The 15960-nt window shown below is 63.0% G+C and carries 16 protein-coding genes, 2 tRNA genes and 1 pseudogene; 7 read left to right on the top strand and 12 right to left on the bottom strand.

Going from position 1 to position 15960, the window contains the following annotated elements:
- Window positions 1–12: 12 nt before the first annotated feature.
- Window positions 13–1527: a multicopper oxidase family protein gene (locus E3T29_RS08020; protein WP_134344958.1), complete on the bottom strand. Its 1515-nt coding sequence runs from the start codon at window positions 1525–1527 to the stop codon at window positions 13–15.
- A 461-nt stretch (window positions 1528–1988) separates the two neighbouring features.
- On the opposite strand from E3T29_RS08020, the gene E3T29_RS20685 reads away from it, so the two are divergent.
- The gene (locus tag E3T29_RS20685) at window positions 1989–2474 is read left to right on the top strand and encodes a DUF2243 domain-containing protein (protein WP_198417732.1); all 486 of its coding nucleotides are present in this window, start codon (window positions 1989–1991) and stop codon (window positions 2472–2474) included.
- Window positions 2475–2546: 72 nt separating this feature from the next.
- A complete protein-coding gene (locus E3T29_RS08005; RefSeq protein WP_134344956.1) occupies window positions 2547–3242 on the top strand; it encodes a hypothetical protein in 696 nt (231 codons plus the stop codon).
- Window positions 3243–4199: 957 nt separating this feature from the next.
- Here the strand turns inward: E3T29_RS08005 and cynR are convergent.
- A complete protein-coding gene (gene cynR, locus E3T29_RS07995) occupies window positions 4200–5072 on the bottom strand; it encodes a transcriptional regulator CynR (RefSeq protein ID WP_206750606.1) in 873 nt (290 codons plus the stop codon).
- Window positions 5073–5187: 115 nt separating this feature from the next.
- Here cynR and E3T29_RS07990 point away from each other — a divergent pair, with 115 nt between their 5' ends.
- From E3T29_RS07990 to E3T29_RS07980, 3 genes are all read left to right on the top strand, one after another.
- Entirely contained in the window at window positions 5188–5847 is a 660-nt protein-coding gene (locus E3T29_RS07990; protein ID WP_134344953.1) for a carbonic anhydrase, read from the top strand.
- Between the two features lie 34 nt (window positions 5848–5881).
- The gene (cynS, locus tag E3T29_RS07985; protein ID WP_092452497.1) at window positions 5882–6352 is read left to right on the top strand and encodes a cyanase; all 471 of its coding nucleotides are present in this window, start codon (window positions 5882–5884) and stop codon (window positions 6350–6352) included.
- Window positions 6353–6545: 193 nt separating this feature from the next.
- A complete protein-coding gene (locus E3T29_RS07980) occupies window positions 6546–6773 on the top strand; it encodes a transposase (RefSeq protein ID WP_166792355.1) in 228 nt (75 codons plus the stop codon).
- Between the two features lie 10 nt (window positions 6774–6783).
- On the opposite strand, the gene E3T29_RS20165 is transcribed toward E3T29_RS07980, so the two are convergent.
- The 3 genes and pseudogenes from E3T29_RS20165 to E3T29_RS07970 form a co-directional block, all read right to left on the bottom strand.
- Entirely contained in the window at window positions 6784–6975 is a 192-nt protein-coding gene (locus E3T29_RS20165) for a hypothetical protein (RefSeq protein WP_241987700.1), read from the bottom strand.
- A pseudogene (locus tag E3T29_RS20680) lies at window positions 6976–7086 on the bottom strand (integrase core domain-containing protein); the annotation flags it as partial.
- 60 nt (window positions 7087–7146) lie between these two features.
- Window positions 7147–8505, bottom strand: coding sequence for an IS256 family transposase (locus E3T29_RS07970; protein WP_370449127.1), 1359 nt, complete (start codon window positions 8503–8505; stop codon window positions 7147–7149).
- On the opposite strand from E3T29_RS07970, the gene E3T29_RS07965 reads away from it, so the two are divergent.
- Window positions 8498–9379 carry a hypothetical protein gene (locus E3T29_RS07965; protein ID WP_134344949.1) on the top strand — a complete coding sequence of 294 codons (882 nt, stop codon included), beginning with the start codon at window positions 8498–8500 and terminating at the stop codon, window positions 9377–9379. The two genes, E3T29_RS07970 and E3T29_RS07965, sit on opposite strands and share 8 nt — an antisense overlap.
- Window positions 9380–9609: 230 nt before the next feature.
- Here the strand turns inward: E3T29_RS07965 and E3T29_RS07960 are convergent.
- The 5 genes from E3T29_RS07960 to serS all read right to left on the bottom strand — a co-directional run bounded on the left by E3T29_RS07960 (window position 9610) and on the right by serS (window position 13466).
- Window positions 9610–9700: transfer RNA gene (locus tag E3T29_RS07960), tRNA-Ser, on the bottom strand.
- Between the two features lie 102 nt (window positions 9701–9802).
- Window positions 9803–11086, bottom strand: coding sequence for an LCP family protein (locus E3T29_RS07955; protein ID WP_134344948.1), 1284 nt, complete (start codon window positions 11084–11086; stop codon window positions 9803–9805).
- 83 nt (window positions 11087–11169) lie between these two features.
- Window positions 11170–11254 (bottom strand) — tRNA-Ser (locus tag E3T29_RS07950).
- 119 nt (window positions 11255–11373) lie between these two features.
- Window positions 11374–12189: an HAD family hydrolase gene (locus E3T29_RS07945; RefSeq protein WP_255575134.1), complete on the bottom strand. Its 816-nt coding sequence runs from the start codon at window positions 12187–12189 to the stop codon at window positions 11374–11376.
- Window positions 12186–13466 (bottom strand): serine--tRNA ligase, encoded by a 1281-nt coding sequence (gene serS / locus E3T29_RS07940; RefSeq protein WP_134344947.1) that lies wholly within the window; start codon window positions 13464–13466, stop codon window positions 12186–12188. The genes E3T29_RS07945 and serS overlap by 4 nt, the downstream gene beginning before the upstream one ends.
- A gap of 62 nt (window positions 13467–13528) precedes the next feature.
- Between serS and E3T29_RS07935 the strand changes: the two genes are divergently transcribed.
- Window positions 13529–14524 (top strand): diacylglycerol kinase family protein, encoded by a 996-nt coding sequence (locus tag E3T29_RS07935; protein WP_092338684.1) that lies wholly within the window; start codon window positions 13529–13531, stop codon window positions 14522–14524.
- Here E3T29_RS07935 and E3T29_RS07930 read toward each other — a convergent pair.
- Window positions 14513–14974: a hypothetical protein gene (locus tag E3T29_RS07930; protein WP_134344946.1), complete on the bottom strand. Its 462-nt coding sequence runs from the start codon at window positions 14972–14974 to the stop codon at window positions 14513–14515. The two genes, E3T29_RS07935 and E3T29_RS07930, sit on opposite strands and share 12 nt — an antisense overlap.
- 24 nt (window positions 14975–14998) lie before the next feature.
- The gene (gene pheA, locus E3T29_RS07925; protein ID WP_092338680.1) at window positions 14999–15955 is read right to left on the bottom strand and encodes a prephenate dehydratase; all 957 of its coding nucleotides are present in this window, start codon (window positions 15953–15955) and stop codon (window positions 14999–15001) included.
- Window positions 15956–15960 lie beyond the last annotated feature (5 nt).

Genomic DNA, 15960 nt, shown 5'->3' with positions numbered 1-15960 from the left:
TTGCGGCTACTGTCAGTTTGCGGTGATAACTCCCATCATTCCTCTGTCTTCGTGGTCAAAAATGTGGCAGTGGTACACGGTACGTCCGCTGAAGTCGTCAAACGCGATACGTACTCGCACGGTGCTGCGTGCCGGGATGTTCACGACGTCTTGCCACATGATGGTTTTGACGGGCTGGCCTGACTGTTCGATAATCTGCATCGGCCACACGTGCAGGTGCATGGGGTGATCGAGCGGGCTGGTATTTGTCAGCAACCAATCCTCCACACTGTCGAATTGCACGGTCGTGTCGACCCGGGTGGCATCGAATACCTGGCCGTTGATCGTGGCTGACATCATGCCCCCACCCACTCCTCCACCCATTCCGCCATCCATGTTTCCACCCATGCCACTGCCCGTGTCCCCGCCCATTCCCATCGCGAAGATCAACTCGCGTCGAGCGGTTATGGTAGCCGTGCGAAGGTCTCGTATAACGGGCTGGCCGGGTATGGCGGCGACTGTCGTGACGTCGTCACCGGTCACGATAAAGGAGGCCAGCGCGACGTCGTCGGCTCCAGCGGAGCTTCCGCCTCCCATCATCATTCCGCCGGACATACCTCGGTCATAGGTGTGCGTACGCAGCACGGAGGTGCCGGCCGTGCCGGTGACGAGAAGGTCGGCCCGGTTCCCCGGGGCCAGCACGACCTCGTCGACGTCGTGCGCGGCTTCGAACCGTCCGGAGTCAATTCCGAGGAGGGACAGCTGCTGCCCGTCGAGGCGCAGCCGCAGATAGCGGGACACGCAGGCATTTACGATGCGCCATCGTTCCCGCTCACCAGGGCGGGAAGTCATACTGGGGGTGAGCTGACCGTTGACCAGGACGAGGTCTCCCTCGCGTCCGGACATTTTCTCCATCGCTGTGGCCGCTGGAATTGTTCCCGCGGAATCAAGGGTGATGTCGGAAATGACGAGGACACGTTCCCGGCTGGCCGGGATGGGGTCGGGGTCTTCGACAATAATGGCGCCGTAAAGCCCGCCGAATACCTGATCGGCCACGAAACCATGGTGGTGCGGGTGATACCAGTACACGCCCGGCGGGTGATTGGCGGGCAATTCGTACTGATAATCAAAGGAGGCGCCAGCTGCGACGGTGACGAACATGTTGTCGCTGTTGTTCTCGGGCGAGACATGGAGACCGTGCACGTGCAGGTTGCTCGGATCAGCCAGCCCATTGCGAAGGCTGACGTTGAGGGTGTCTCCCGCTCGAACGCGCAGTGTGGGGCCGGGCACGCCACCGTTGTAACTCAGCGCACGCACATCACGACCAGCAATGGTCACCTGTTGGGGGGAAGACTCGAGATCAACGGTGAGAGTACCGCTGACGCTTCGTAGCTCCGGGGGCTCGACGAGGTCGCTCCCGGACGGTATAGCCGGTGACGTCGTCGAGGAGATCCGTTGATTGACAAAGAAACCCGCTCCGCCCACAGCCGTCGACGCAATCCCGACCCCGCCGAGGATCAGGGCGCTACGGCGACTAAGACCGGGCACTACCGGCCCTCCTCGAGCACCCGCAGCTGATCACGCAGCTGCTCCGCAGTGAGCTCCCCCCGAGCGAACCGCTCCTCAAGAATCTGCCTGGCACCGGCCGAATTAGCTTGCCTCGGAGCAGATCGCGTGTCATCGCTTCCGGATTTGTTCGACAAAAAACGAACAATGACATAAGTAAGCACGGCGACACCGGCAATAGCTAGTAGGCCGAACCCCCAGGACCATCCCATACTTCCGTTACCCCACATCATCTGAGTTACTTCCTTTCGTTTACTGATCCGCATCTCCACTATACCCCTAGAGGTATAAGTCTTGGCTGAGTAGATCGTCCGCGCACGTGAAACGGCACGTACCTCACACACCGGTGCAACCGGCTAAAACTCACGCAACAAAAAGGGCCCAACGCGAGGACTTGACAGCTTCGAACTCGGCCCCGGCGTCGCGGGATATAGCGTGAAGCCATGACGAACGGGTGGAATCGGAAGGCCATTGTTAGCGCCAAGCTCGTCACCATCTCGACCCCGATCGGGGGGACGCGCGCACAGCCCCGCGGGATCGGTCTACCCGGCACCATCTTCGGTATCGGATTGGGTGAATTCGTGGATGGGAGCCTGCTGCATCAGATCCTGCAGTGGCACCACATGCTCCCCAGCGCCGCGACGCCGGCAACGTCTGAGAGGTCGCCCACCGCCGATCGCGCGCTTTGTGTTAGCGCTGAGTTCTCTGATGACGAGATCTGGATAAACAGCGACGTCACACAGAGATACCGCGGGCCGACACGGAGCAGGGTGGGGCAAGACCCGTGCGGCGAGGAGCGGCAAGGGGCATGCGCAAGCATGCGTACAGAGTCAGCAATCACCACTGTCCGGAAACCCGATTTGCGGATACTCTTCGCCGCAGGCATGCGTGCGTGCGTACGTTCGAATAATGCCAAGGCATTCGGCTGAGGGTTACGTATCAACGCTGTCGCATTTACCGTCGGGATCGTCCCGATGGGCGAGGACACATAGGAGTGAATCGTGAAGAAGAACATCAGACTGGTGCTGAGCGCGAGTGCAGCTGCGCTCATCGCCATGTCACTGGGCGCTGCGCCGGCATCAGCGCATGTCCCAAAATCGGTGCGCGGCAACGTGGTGCTGACCGCCCACCTCACAGAGCTTAACGGCTCAGGAGCGTCTGGAACGGCGGTCGCGGTCGTTCGCGGCGAGACGATCCGGGCGATCGGGATCCGCGCGAGGGGTTTGACGCCCGATGCTCCGCACGCACAGCACATCCACTACGGCGAACAGGCCTTGAAGGAGTGTCCCACGCTCGCGTTGGACAGCAACGGTGACGGACGACTGAACACCGTTGAGGGTGTTCCGGCGTACGGCCCCGTTGTGGTGTCCTTGAACACCAGTGGAGACACTACGCCGGCCAGTTTTCTGGACGTTTCCCGATTCCCTGTCTCGAAAAATGGCTCCTATAACTACCTCCGGACCAACATCAGATTCACGGACGTGGCGGGAACAGGCTATCCGGGAGCCGAAGGGATCGGCACCGCCGCGCAGATTGCCGAGGCCGTCCGCGACGGTGAAGGTGTTGTCGTAATCCACGGAAACGACTACGACGGCAACGGAACATACAACCTCAGCGTTCCCGAGGGTGCAAGTGAGCTCGACCCCACCCTCCCTGCCGAGGCGACTGACCCGGTTGCCTGCGGAGTCCTGCACTAGCTGCGAGCGAACGGCTCAAAACTGAGGTCCAGGCGCCGTGCGAGCGCGCACAGTGCCGCACGGTCCTGGACCTCATCCGTCGACAGAATGATCAAGATCGCCCGGCCTACTCAAATGCGCTCAAGCGGGTAGCGGTGTAGTCCGCTTGAGTCGCCCATCTATCCGGTATCGCGGATGTCCATTCTCTCTGAGAAGGCTAGCCCCGGTGCCACGAGTGGCCTACCTCGGATCAGTGGCATGCCCCGGAGGCCAATTCATACCGACGGATGTCGGTGGGCACCGCTATCGAGGGAGGGCGCTTACCGTGGCATACAACGTGTCACAGAAACTCATCGCATCGCACCTGGCCTCCGGGGAGATGGTGCCGGGTACCGAAATCGGCCTGCAGATCGACCAGACCCTCGCCCAGGACGCGACCGGGACCTTAGTCATGCTGGAGTTGGGACGCGGAGGACCGCGACTTTCTTCGCTCCGGCTACCAAGGGTTCGGCCTGTGGTTTTTGAAGGCCAACAAGGGGGTGTCACACCCCACGTGTAAAGTCTCGTTGCCAATCTGACAGTTCTGTCTCAGCACCTCGCTGACTTTCGTTATTGCACCCCGTCTCGAGGGCTTGGTTCGGCAGCGGGACGCGGAACCCGCACGATAGGGAATGACACATAACCCATCCCGCACCGACCTCCGCCTCATCATCGCTTTCTGGCCCAACGACGCCCCTCGAGGGGCTGTGACCCGATTCTGCCGCGAACACAACGTGTCCCGGAAACGCCAGAAACGACCTAAGAAATGAGTGTCAAGGAGGTCCCGAGACATAAAGTTCAGGGACGTCCCGAGACAGGACATCCCCGCGATGATGTTTCGTGCCACCCAGCGCCCTCGTTGGTTTTCTCTGTGACGTATCGGTGGTGTTGGACAGGTCTTTTGAGGGTGGCTGCGTTGGCCGCGGCAGGGTCAGGCGGCTAGCTCCACGTCGATATCAGCTCGGTGAAGGCCCGGCTGGCTGCGCTCATGTACGCGCCTTTTCGTCTGAGCAGGGCTGCGGTACGGTGTGGAATGGCTGGCAGTACGGCAACCGGGTTGAGCCCGTGCTGTTCGCGGGCAATGCCTTCGGGCAGCATGGTGGCGAGCTGGCCGCGGCGAACGATTTCCATGATCGCGCTGACGGAGTCAACTTCGATCGCGATGCGCGGGGCAACCCCGTGGTCCCGGAAGTACCCGTCGATGTGGCGCCGAGTCGCAAAATCGCTTCTAAGCAGCACAAGCTGCTCCTGTTCCAACTCCCGCAGGGTCATGGGTGCCTGCTGTCCGGCATGGGGGTGGTTGTTGCCGACAACTAAGCCGAGGGTTTCGACGAACAACGCCTGGGCCTCGATCTCGGACGAACGCACCTCGGCAAATGCGATGCCTAGATCGAGGGTGTCCTCGGCCAGCGCCACCTCGATGCGGTCCTGGGTCATCTCCTGCACGCTCAAGTTGATGCCGGGATAGCGGGTGCGGAAACGTTCGACCAGTGGACCGATCAGGTACGCGGTGAACGTGGGAGTCATCGCCAACCGGAGCGATCCACGGCTCAGGTCCTGCACGTCGTGGATGGCCCGGGTTCCGGCGTCAAGTTCCCGCAGCGCGCGTTGGGTATAGCGCAGGAAGGTCGCGCCAGCGTCTGTCAGCCGCACGGTCCGTCCGGACCGATCCAAGAGTTGAACGTTTAACGAGTTCTCCAGTTGCTTGATCTGTTGCGACAGCGTCGGTTGGGAGACGTGGAGCGCCTCGGCCGCACGAGTGAAGTTCTGGTGTTCCGCGACCGCGGCCAGGTAACGAATGTGGCGCAACATCACAATTCTCCAACTATAGAAATTACTTATTGACTCCATCATAAAGAGGTCTTGGACACTATATATAGTTTCCGTCATCCTTGAGTTATCCCCCAAAACATCGAGGAGACAGCCCATGCAAGACATCATTAAAGGCTTTCTGAAATTCCAACGGGAAGCCTTTCCGGCGCGCTCTGGACTCTTCAAGGAGCTGGCCACCGGCCAGAACCCGAAGGCCTTGTTCATTGCTTGCTCGGATAGCCGGGTCGTGCCAGAGCTGCTGACCCAACAGGAACCGGGTGACCTGTTCGTGATCCGCAACGCCGGCAACATCGTGCCCGCCTACGGCCCGGAGCCCGGCGGTGTCTCCGCGACAGTCGAGTACGCGGTCGCCGTCCTGGGCGTCACGGACATCATCATCTGTGGCCATTCCGACTGCGGAGCGATGACTGCCATCGCGACCGACACGAACCTGGACCACTTGCCGGCTGTGGCCAACTGGCTTGCCCACGCCGACGCGGCGAAGGCCGTCAACGCCGCCCGCACCCACGGATCGGCCCAGGATTCGTTGAAGGCCATGGTCCGCGGCAACGTCATCGCCCAGCTGACCAACATCAGGACCCATCCCTCCGTCGCCCTAGCCCTGGATCAAAACCGGCTAAACCTCCACGGCTGGGTCTACGACATCGAAACCGGCTCCATGGACACCCTGCACGGTGGCACCGGCCATTTTGTCCCACTTGCGGGCAATACGCAGGACCATGCCACGCCAGCCGTCTCCGGCCTGGCCGCCTAACCACCTCACATCACCAAAAGAAAAGGAAAACACCATGATTCATTCCCAGAACACCCAGGCTCCGCGCGAGGAACTGACCGCCGCCATCATCGACGCCAAGATGCGCAAGGACCTCTCCTGGCAGGAACTGACCGATGGCACTGGCCTGAGCCTTGTCTTCGTCACCGCCGCCCTGCTCGGTCAGCATCCGTTGCCCGAAGCCGCTGCGGAAATCGTCGCTGATCGGCTGGGTCTGGGCAAGGACGCCGCAATTTTGCTGCAGACTATTCCGCTGCGCGGCAGCAACCCCGGCGGCATCCCGACCGACCCCACCGTTTACCGGTTTTACGAAATGATGCACGTTTACGGCTCCACTTTGAAGGCCCTGGTCCACGAACAGTTCGGTGACGGCATCATCAGCGCCATCAACTTCAAACTAGACATCAAGAAAGTTGAAGACCCCGAAGGCGGTTCACGTGCCGTGATCACCCTCGACGGAAAATACTTGCCCACCAAACCCTTCTAAACCAGGCCTGGCGGCGGCCTCGCGATCGGGGCCGCCGTCTATCCCATGAAACAACCTCGCAGGCAACGACAAATCATGGATTTCGTCCGACGCACCATCGACATCGCACGCGCAACGTCGAGGCGGGTGGGCGGCCGTTTGGCGCGTTGCACTGTTCTTGGACACGGCATCGTGATCTAGGAAGTTGAACGAATTGACCAGTAACGAGAAAAAGCCCAAGCGCTCGTTCTCCCCTCAATTTCGCGCGGAGACCGTGCAGCTCGTCATCACGACGGGCCGGCCGAACAAGCACGTCGCCGACGAGCTCGGCATCACGGATCAGCCTTTGGGCCTGTGGGTGAAGCAGTTCAACGCCGAGAACGAGGCCCGCTCTGTCGCCGCCGCGGCTGAGCCGATGCCGGGAAGATGTCAACCTTTGTGAGTCAGTTTCTTTAGCCGGTCATTGAGTTCGTTCCTTCCTTTTCGGGTTCGTTGAGCCAGGTCGTCGTCGGGAACGTTGGTGGCTGCGGGTGCTGCCGCACAAAGCGTTCAGGATGCTCGGCATATGCGGTCGTGAGGACGCGGGCGCGGGCGTGATGGATAGCGGGTGCGCGGCCGTGGTGAACGTTGAACGGGGTATGCATACCAGTGCCCGAATGACGATGTTCGCCGTTGTACCAGTCGTAGAATTCGGTGCAGAACGAGCGTGCTTCGGCGAGGCTGTAGAACCGGTCGGGGAACTCGGGCCAGTTCAGACACCCTTCAGGCCACTCTGGGAGCCTGTCAAGTGTTTTGTGTAAGTGTTGGGAATTTTGTTAGAGGTGGGGGTTGATTCGGTCTGGATAGACCAGGGCGAGCTTCCAGTTCGTCACGATTTGGCCTTCGACGAGGCGGCCGGCGGCCTTGCGTGTGGTCTCGCGGGTGCCGCCGCGCTCCTTGGCTCGGGCTCGGGCGCGTTTGTCTTCGATGTTGCAGATCGCGAGCCACAGCATCTTGATCGCGGCTTCATCGCTGGGGAAGTGACCGCGGTTCTTGGTCACTTTGCGCAGCTGGTAGTTCAGCGACTCGATGCTGTTCGTTGTGTAGATGACGCGGCGCAGGTCGGGCGGGAAGGCAAGGAACGGGGTGAAGCGTTCCCACGCGTCCTCGAACGTTTTCACCGTCGCCGGATACCTCACGCCGAGCGGCGAAGCCGCGAACATGGTGAGCTCGTCCCAGGCCGCGTCGGCGGTGGCCGCGGTGTAGATCGGCTTCAACGCGGTCGCGATCTGCTTACGATCCTTGTAGCTCACGAACCGCATCGCGGCGCGAAGCAGGTGCACGACACACGTTTGCACGGTCGCCTGTGGCCAGGTCGATTCGATCGCTTCGGGGAACCCGGTCAGGCCGTCGCAGCAAACGATGAGGACGTCCTTCACGCCACGGTTGGCCAGCTCGGCGCAGACGCCGGCCCAGAACTTCGCGCCCTCGGTCTGCTGCACCCAGATACCCAACACGTGCTTGATGCCGTCCATGTCCACGCCGACTGCGATGTGCGCGGCCTTGTTCCGCACGTGAGCACCATCACGAATTTTGATGATCAGCGCGTCGAGGAAGATCACCGGGTAGAGGGCCTCCAGCGGCCGCTGCTGCCACTCCAAGACCTCGTCGAGCGCCTCGTCAGTGATCTTCGAGATCGTCTCCGGTGACAGGTCCGTGCCGATCGTCGAGACCAAGTGCTGTTGAATATCGCGGATCGTCATCCCGCCGGCATAGAGCGAAATGATCATGTCATCGAGGCCACCCAGACGGCGTGACCCCTTAGGCACCAGGCGCGGCACGAAGCTCCCACTCCGGTCGCGGGGAATGTCCAAATCCAGTTCGCCGACCTCGGCCGAGACCACCTTGGGCGACGAGCCGTTCCGAGAGTTCGGGTAGAACCGTGCTTCCGGGTCGCCCTTCTCGTAGCCGAGGTGCTCGGTCAGCTCGACCTGCAAGCCCCGCTCGAGGGCCGCTTTGATCAGGCCGGGAACGAACCCGCCTTCTCCCGTGAGTTGCAGCTCGCCGGCATCGATCTTTGAGAACAGGGAATCCAAGGCGCCGCTGTCGCGGAGCTCATCGATCGCTTTCGCCGCCGCCAACTGCGACGGGGACCGCGGTGCCTTGTGCAACTCGCTTCGATTCGTCATGACCATCAGTGTCACTCCTTCGAGTAGATCCGCAACCCCTTACACAGACCATCTGACACCCTCCACTCTGGCCGAAATTGGCGCCAAGCCGGTCTTCGACTACGACAAAGACGAACAAGGCCAGACAACCTTCTACGAGGACCTCATCCAAGTCGGCGGCCAGTGGTACGTGCACTACATGCCCCAGGACCTGATTCACGCCCTCGACCTGTACCGAAAGGACCGGAAGGCTGCTGACACCGGCGTGCCCGTTGACGAGGAAACGCCGGAAGACGACGCCATCCTCTCCAGCGACTCAAACCCCGTGCGTCAAGCCAAAGAACTGCGAGACCAGCGAATCGCCGAACGTGAAAAGTACCGCGCCAAGCCCAAGGGCAAGCGCCGGCCCGACGGCTCACGCCAATACCTCTACCCTGACCCTAAGAACTACGACGATTTGGCCTTCGACCACAAGACCGGTGAACTCATCGAGCCCATCCGCAAGAAGACCGTCGTGATACCCGCCGGGAAAGACCCCGCCAAGGACAAAGCCCTGAAGTACGGGCAGACCTACCCCCACAAAAGTCCAGTGTGGAAGGGTTTCTACGCACTGCGCAACACCGTCGAATCGCAGAACGCATTCATCAAGGACTCCGCAACCGAAGACATCGCCTCCCCCATGAAACGGCGCGCACGTGGCAATACCTTTGCGTCGCTGGCCGTGACACTCGCACTCGTCTCAGCCAATATCCGAAAGATTTTGACGTTCATTCAGAGCGAGCTCGCCCGAGTGCCCCTCACCTCGAAGAACAAGTCCTTCGCGAGCACGTACTATTCCAGCGCTGAAATCACGGCGGCGACGCCACCCACCGACACGGCGCCGTCACCACCACCCAGCTAGCCGCCCGGTCGTCAACAATTCTGTTACCTGCAGTAAAAGTCGCTTCGCCCTGCCAAAAACAGGGCGAAGCGGTGTTTAACCGCCGACCGCGCGCCGATCACAGCGTTTCTTGGGGCTAGCACTCTCGAAATCGGCGCCTTAACGCAGAAAACCGGCGATGCGATCGCCGGTTTTTTGTTGCCGCAGGAATTTCGTAAACTAAATGCCGGAATTACGTAAACTCCTCGCTGCGGAGACGGTGGGATTTGAACCCACGGTACCCCGTAAAGGGTACTCCACCTTAGCAGGGTGGTGCACTAAGCCGAACTATGCGACGTCTCCTTGGCATCTGCTTGCGCAAACACACTCATCCATCCTAGCCGCAGGCGGGCATCCGCTCTGACCATGCAAACCCTGGCAGGCAAAACGGATGCCCGCGCCCGGTTATTGGTTCTCGAGCGTGCGCCCTCTGGTGCAGGTATAGTCGCCGGCCGTTTGGCCCGTCACCGACTCCGACAGGACGACTCCGGGGGCTTCCGTGGCCACGGGGGCCTCAGTTGCCGCCGGATCGGCCGCGGCCGAGGGGTCGGTGGTTGCGACGGGAACCGGCGCTGCCTCGACGGGAGCGTTCGGGTCAGCCTCGGTACCGCGGCCGGTCGTTCCGCTGAGGGTCAGCGGCTGATCGGCCGCAACCGCCTCGAACAGGTTGTCAAAGGCCGGTTGAACGGCCTTGACCCCGCCGGTCGTGCTGCCGGTGGGCACCTGGGCGAAGACGACCTGATTGAGGTCGATGTCTTTGAGAGCGATGGCGATGGACGCGAGCGTCGTGACGCTGTTGAGGCTGTCCGAGAGGCGCATATTCGCTGTCACGGCCTTGGCCAGGGCGTAGACCTTGGTCGGGTCGGAGAGGGTGTCAGCGCTCTTGATCGTGCGCACGAGCGAGGACATGAACAGCTGCTGGTTGTTGATGCGGGTCAGGTCGCCACCATCGCCGAGGCCGTGGCGGGTGCGCAGAAACTGTAGCGCGTCATATCCCTCGAGCACGTGCTCACCCGGGTCGAGAAAGGTACCGGTGTACTCATCTTCGATGCGGCTGGCTACGCAGACCGGAACGCCGCCAACAGCGCTGGACATGGCCATGACGCCGCTGAACTGCACCTCGGCCGCGAACGGGATGGAGAGGCCGGTGAGCTTCTCCACGGTCAGCACGGTGCAGGCCAGGCCACCGTAGGTGAGCGTGGTGTTGATTTTCTGGCTGCTCATCGCACGGAACGAGCCACCCGTGGGGTCGGGGCACGAGGGGATCGCCACGAACATGTCGCGCGGAAAGCTGATGACCGAGGCGTTGCTGTGGTCTTCCGAGATGTGCAGCAGCATCGTGACGTCGTTGAGGTCGCCGGTGGAGTCGTCCGGGCCGAAGGCCGCGTCCTGGCCGACGCGGCTGTCGCTGCCGACGATGAGCATGTTCACGCCGCCGTCGATGGCACCGATCGAGGGAACCGGGCCGTTGGTCTCATTGGTGAGGTGAACGCTGGGCTGCACGCTCGCGGCGACGTCGTAAGTGGCAATCGCGCCGACCGAGAATCCGCTGACCAAAACGACGGCCAGGCTGCCCGCGATGAACCTGGCCACGGTGACGGCGGCGTTCGACTTCTTCAGGCGGCCGTGACGGGCAACGGTTTTGAGGTTCTTGGAACCGTTCGAGCGGGGGCGAAGTTGGTCGCTCACTCATGTCCTCTCATCGGGTTGCTGGCTGGTCAGCCTGAGGCGACAATCGTTGTGCGCCGGCGATTTGCATTGTGCTGGTACTGCGGAGGGCGTGGGATTCGAACCCACGAGACATTTCTGCCCACCAGTTTTCAAGACTGGCTCCATCGGCCGCTCGGACAGCCCTCCCGGTTGCCCACTCCCCGCGCGAATTGCAGCGCGGAAAGAATTGGGCGAACTGGCCCGATTCTAGCCGATGGCAGACTACACAGGCTGACAGAGGGGCCTGATAAACGGCTGGATGCGAGTCAGAGTGTGCGCAACACCGTGGCGAGGCCGTCGATCTCCACATTGCCGGTGATCTCGGACCCGGCGGCGAGAACGTCGTCGGGCGACTCGCCCATGGCCACGCCGCGACCGAATTCGGCGGCCCACTTCAGCATGTCAATATCGTTGCGCCCGTCGCCGACGGCCATCACCCGCTCGCGGGGAACGCCGACCGCCACACGTACTCGCTCCATCGCGGTCGACTTGTTGACGCCGTCCGGCGCGATGTCGAGCCAGGCGGTCCACCCGATCGCATAGCTCACCCGATTCAACCCCATGCGCTCGACCACCTGGAGAAAATCCTCCATGTCGTGGTCGGGCGAGATAACGACCACGCGGGTCGCCTTGTGCTTCAACAGCTCGTCGAAGTCGACCCGCTCGCTGTCCATACCGATCGTGGCATCGGGAATCGGTTCGGTGTATCGGTAGAAGCCGTGCTCGTCTTCAACTGCGAAGCGGGCCGAGCCGAGGTGCGCCCGAATCGAGGTGAGCACGTCGCTCGGGTCGAAGGTTTCGACCCATTCGCGTCGGTAGCCCAGGGGCGCTGAGGCATCGCGGTGCATGGTGATGGCCCCATTGGAGCAGACCACGTAGCGCGGTGAGATGCCGAGGCGGTCGAGCACCGGCAGGGCTGCAGCTGCGGACCGGCCGGTGGCGAGCATGACCTCGTGCCCGGCCTCGGCGAGCCGCACGACCTCGTCGATCACGGCCTGGCTGATCGAGCCGTCTTCGTGCATGGTGGTGCCGTCGATGTCGAGGGCGACGAGCCACGGCTCGGTCGTGACCTGTGACGTCACTTCGCCCCCTTCAGGGGAAGCGGCGTCAGCACCTCGAGGCCGCCGAGGTAGGGTCGCAGTGCCTCGGGGACGCGCACCGAGCCATCCGCTTGCTGGTGCGTTTCGAGCATGGCGACGAGCCAGCGGGTGGTCGCGAGCGTGCCGTTGAGAGTGGCGACCGGCGCGGTCTTGCCCGTGTCGGTGCGGTAACGGATGTCCAACCGTCGCGCCTGGTAGGTGGTGCAGTTGCTCGTGCTGGTGAGCTCTCGGAAGGCGTTCTGGGTGGGCACCCAGGCCTCGATATCGAACTTGCGGGCGGCGCTTCCGCCGAGGTCACCGGCTGCGACGTCGATCACACGGTAGCTGAGGCCGAGGGACTGCAGCATGCCCTCCTGGAGGGCGACGAGGCGGTCGTGCTCGGCCTCGGCGTTCTCGGGCAGCACGTAGGTGAACATTTCGAGCTTGTTGAACTGGTGCACGCGAATGATGCCGCGGGTGTCTTTTCCGCCCGAGCCGGCCTCGCGGCGGTAGCAGGTGCTCCAGCCGGCGTAACGCAGGGGTTCCTCGGACAGGTCGAGGATCTCGTCTTTGTGGTACCCGGCGAGCGCGACCTCGCTCGTGCCGGTGAGGTAAAGGTCGTCAGTGGGAAGGTAGTAGACCTCATCGTTGTGCTCACCGAGAAAGCCGGTGCCGTCCATGATTTCGGGGCGTACGAGCGTGGGGGTGATGAGCGGCACGAAGCCGGCCGCAAGCGCCCGGTCGAGCGCCATATTCATGAGCGCGATTTCGAGGCGGGCGCCGATTCCCTTCAGGAAGTAGAACCGGGTGCCGGAGACCTTGGCGCCGCGGGCCATATCGATGGCGCCGAGCAGTTCGCCGAGCTCGAGGTGGTCGCGCGGCTCGAAGTCGAACACCGGGGCATCGCCGTGGGTGCGCAGGGTCTTGAAGTTGGCCTCATCGCCGGCCGGAACTCCGTCGATGATCGGGTTCGCGATGGTCTTGACGATCGCGGTGAAGCGAGCGTCGGCCTCGCCCGCGATGACTCCGGCGGCTTTCACCTCAGCGGCGAGGCTTTGCGCCTCGGTAACGAGCGCCTTCTTCTCGGCCCCGGGCGCTGCGGCGACGCGCTTGCCGAACAGGTTTTGCGCGGCGCGCAGGTCTTCGAACGCGGTGATCGTCGAACGCCGTTCGGCGTCGGCGGCGAGCGCGGCATCCACCGCTTCAACGGAGTCGCCACGAGCCTCCTGCGAACGCTTGAAGAGGTCAGGGTTTTCGCGTAACAGCACCGGATCAATCACCCGCCAAGTCTACAAGCGCTAGTTGGCGGGCAAACGCGGGGCGACCCAGTAGCCTAGGCCTCGTGAGCGCCTCCGAAAACTTCGACCAGCACGCCGCCGTTGTCTACAACCCGGTGAAGGTCGACCTCGCCAGGTTGCGCACGAGCGTGGCCGCCGCCGAGCAATCCGCCGGCTGGGGCGAGACGCACTGGTTTGAAACCAGCGTCGACGATGTCGGCCAGGCAGCCACGAAACGAGCACTTGACGCTCACGCCTCGATGGTGATCTCGGCCGGCGGCGACGGCACCGTGCGGGCCGTTGCCGAGGCGCTTCGTGAGTCCGGGGTGCGCATGGCCATCGTGCCGTCGGGAACCGGCAACCTGCTCGCTCGCAACCTGCTGTTGCCGCTCGGTAGTATCGATGCCGCCACCGAGATCGCGTTCAGTGGTGTCGACCGGCCGATCGATCTCGGCGTCGCCACCCTGACGACCGATACCGGCGAAGTGCAGGAACACGTCTTCCTGGTCATGGCCGGCCTCGGCCTCGATGCTCAGATGATCGCGCACACCCGCGACGATCTCAAGAAACAGGTGGGCTGGCTCGCCTACGTCGACGGGGTGGCGCGGGCACTGCCGAAAGCGCGGCCATTTCGCATCCGCTACAGCGTTGCTGGGCGGGTTGACCGGCCGGCACAGGTGAGCGCGATTCTTGTCGCCAATTGCGGGCTGCTGCCGGGCAACCTGCAGTTTCTGCCCGACGCGCGCCTCGACGACGGCATTCTGGACATCGCGGTGCTGCAGCCCAAGGGCGTGCTCGGCTGGCTGACCATCTGGCGCCGGGTGACCTGGGAAAACGGGGTGCTGCGGCGCTCGGCGGTGGGCCGACGCATGATTCAGGCCACCGAATCGTCGAATGAGCGGGTGATGACGACCCTGCGCGGGCCGGATATTCGCATCGTGCTCGAACACGCGCAGGATTTCGAGCTCGACGGCGATGAGTTCGGCCTCGTGCGCAAGGTGCGGCTGAACGCCGATGCCGGCGCGCTCATCGTGCGCGTGCCCGCTGAATCAGGTGTCTGAACGGCGTGACGGCCGGGACCGCCAGCGCAGTGCATGGTAGAAGAGCAGACCGACGACAGTGGCAAGGCCGGTTGAGGTCATTGCCGGTCCGAGCGACCAGGAAATCTGCTGCATCAGCATATCGAACGGCACCTCGCCGTCGGGAGAGTTAATGTAGCTTGAGCCACCTATCGAATCAAGAAATGTTCGCACCTGCACGCTCAGTCCGCCGATGGTGAGGGCTGGACCAACAACCCACAGGGCAACGACGAACGGATTGCGCGGCTCGAACTGGTCGAGCAGCGCGGCGGCGTCCGGCGCCGGCACCGATGCGGTTTCGGTCGGGGCAGCGGATGCCGCGGGCCCGCCGTTCGAGGTGGGCGCGAGACGGTCCGACGCGGCGGCAGCCGCCTGGGCGTCGGGCTCGTAGCCACGCTGGTAGCGGGCATCATTGTTCGGGTCGACGGTCATTCGGTGGGCTCCCCCGCGATGTGCCTATTCAACGGGTTCCCCCGCAATTAAACCGCGCAACCAGTCGCGGGCTTCGATGAAAATTCCGTCGTCGTAGCGCGAGGTGAACTCGATCGGGCGTTTGTCGGCCCGCGGATAGGATCCGAGAAAGATCACCTTGGGGCTGAACCGTCGAAGGCCCAACAGCGCATCGGCGACGCGCTCGTCGAGAATATGCCCCTCGGCGTCGACGACGAAACGGTAGCGGCCGAGGGAATCACCGATCGGCCGGGACTGAATCAGACTGAGGTTCACGCCGCGCGTGGCGAACTGCTCGAGCATCTCCAGCAGGGCACCGGAACGGTCACTCGGCAGCTCGATGATCAGGCTGGTCTTGTCGGCGCCCGTCGGCGCGGTGAGCTCGTTGCCGCGGCCGACCAGCACGAAGCGGGTGACCGCGTTCGGGTTGTCACCGATATTCGAAGCGAGAACGACGAGGTCGTGATGTTTATCGATGCCGGGTGGCGCGATCGCGGCATCCGCTTGCATGGTGTCGAGCAGGGAAGACGCGGCGGCGACGTTGCTCGAGGCGGGGATGTGGCCGTGACTCGGCAGGGTGCGTTCGAGCCAGTTGCGGCACTGGCCGTAGGCGACCGGATGCGCGTTGACGACGCGCACGTCGGCCAGCGTCGTGCCGGGGCGGGCCACCAGCACGAAATTCACCGGCACCAGGTATTCGCCGATGATGCGCAGGTTCGGCACGCTGGCCAGGGCATCCTGGGTGGCCGTGACACCGCCGTCGACCGAGTTCTCGATGGCGATCATGGCCGCGAGGCTGCGGCCGCTCCCGACGTCAGCGAAGGCCTCGCCCACATTGTTGACCGGGCGCCAGATCTGGCCGCGCGCTTCGGGTACCTGGGCCAGCGCCGCTTCGGTGAAGGTGCCGGCCGGGCCGAGATAGCTGTAGGTACGGGCTTTGGGCGGATTCGGCGCGTCGGGCATGGCTG

The sequence above is a fragment of the Cryobacterium sp. TMT1-66-1 genome (genome assembly GCF_004403435.1).
Taxonomy (GTDB): Bacteria; Actinomycetota; Actinomycetes; order Actinomycetales; family Microbacteriaceae; genus Cryobacterium; species Cryobacterium flavum.
This window is presented reverse-complemented; position numbering and strand designations above follow the sequence as displayed.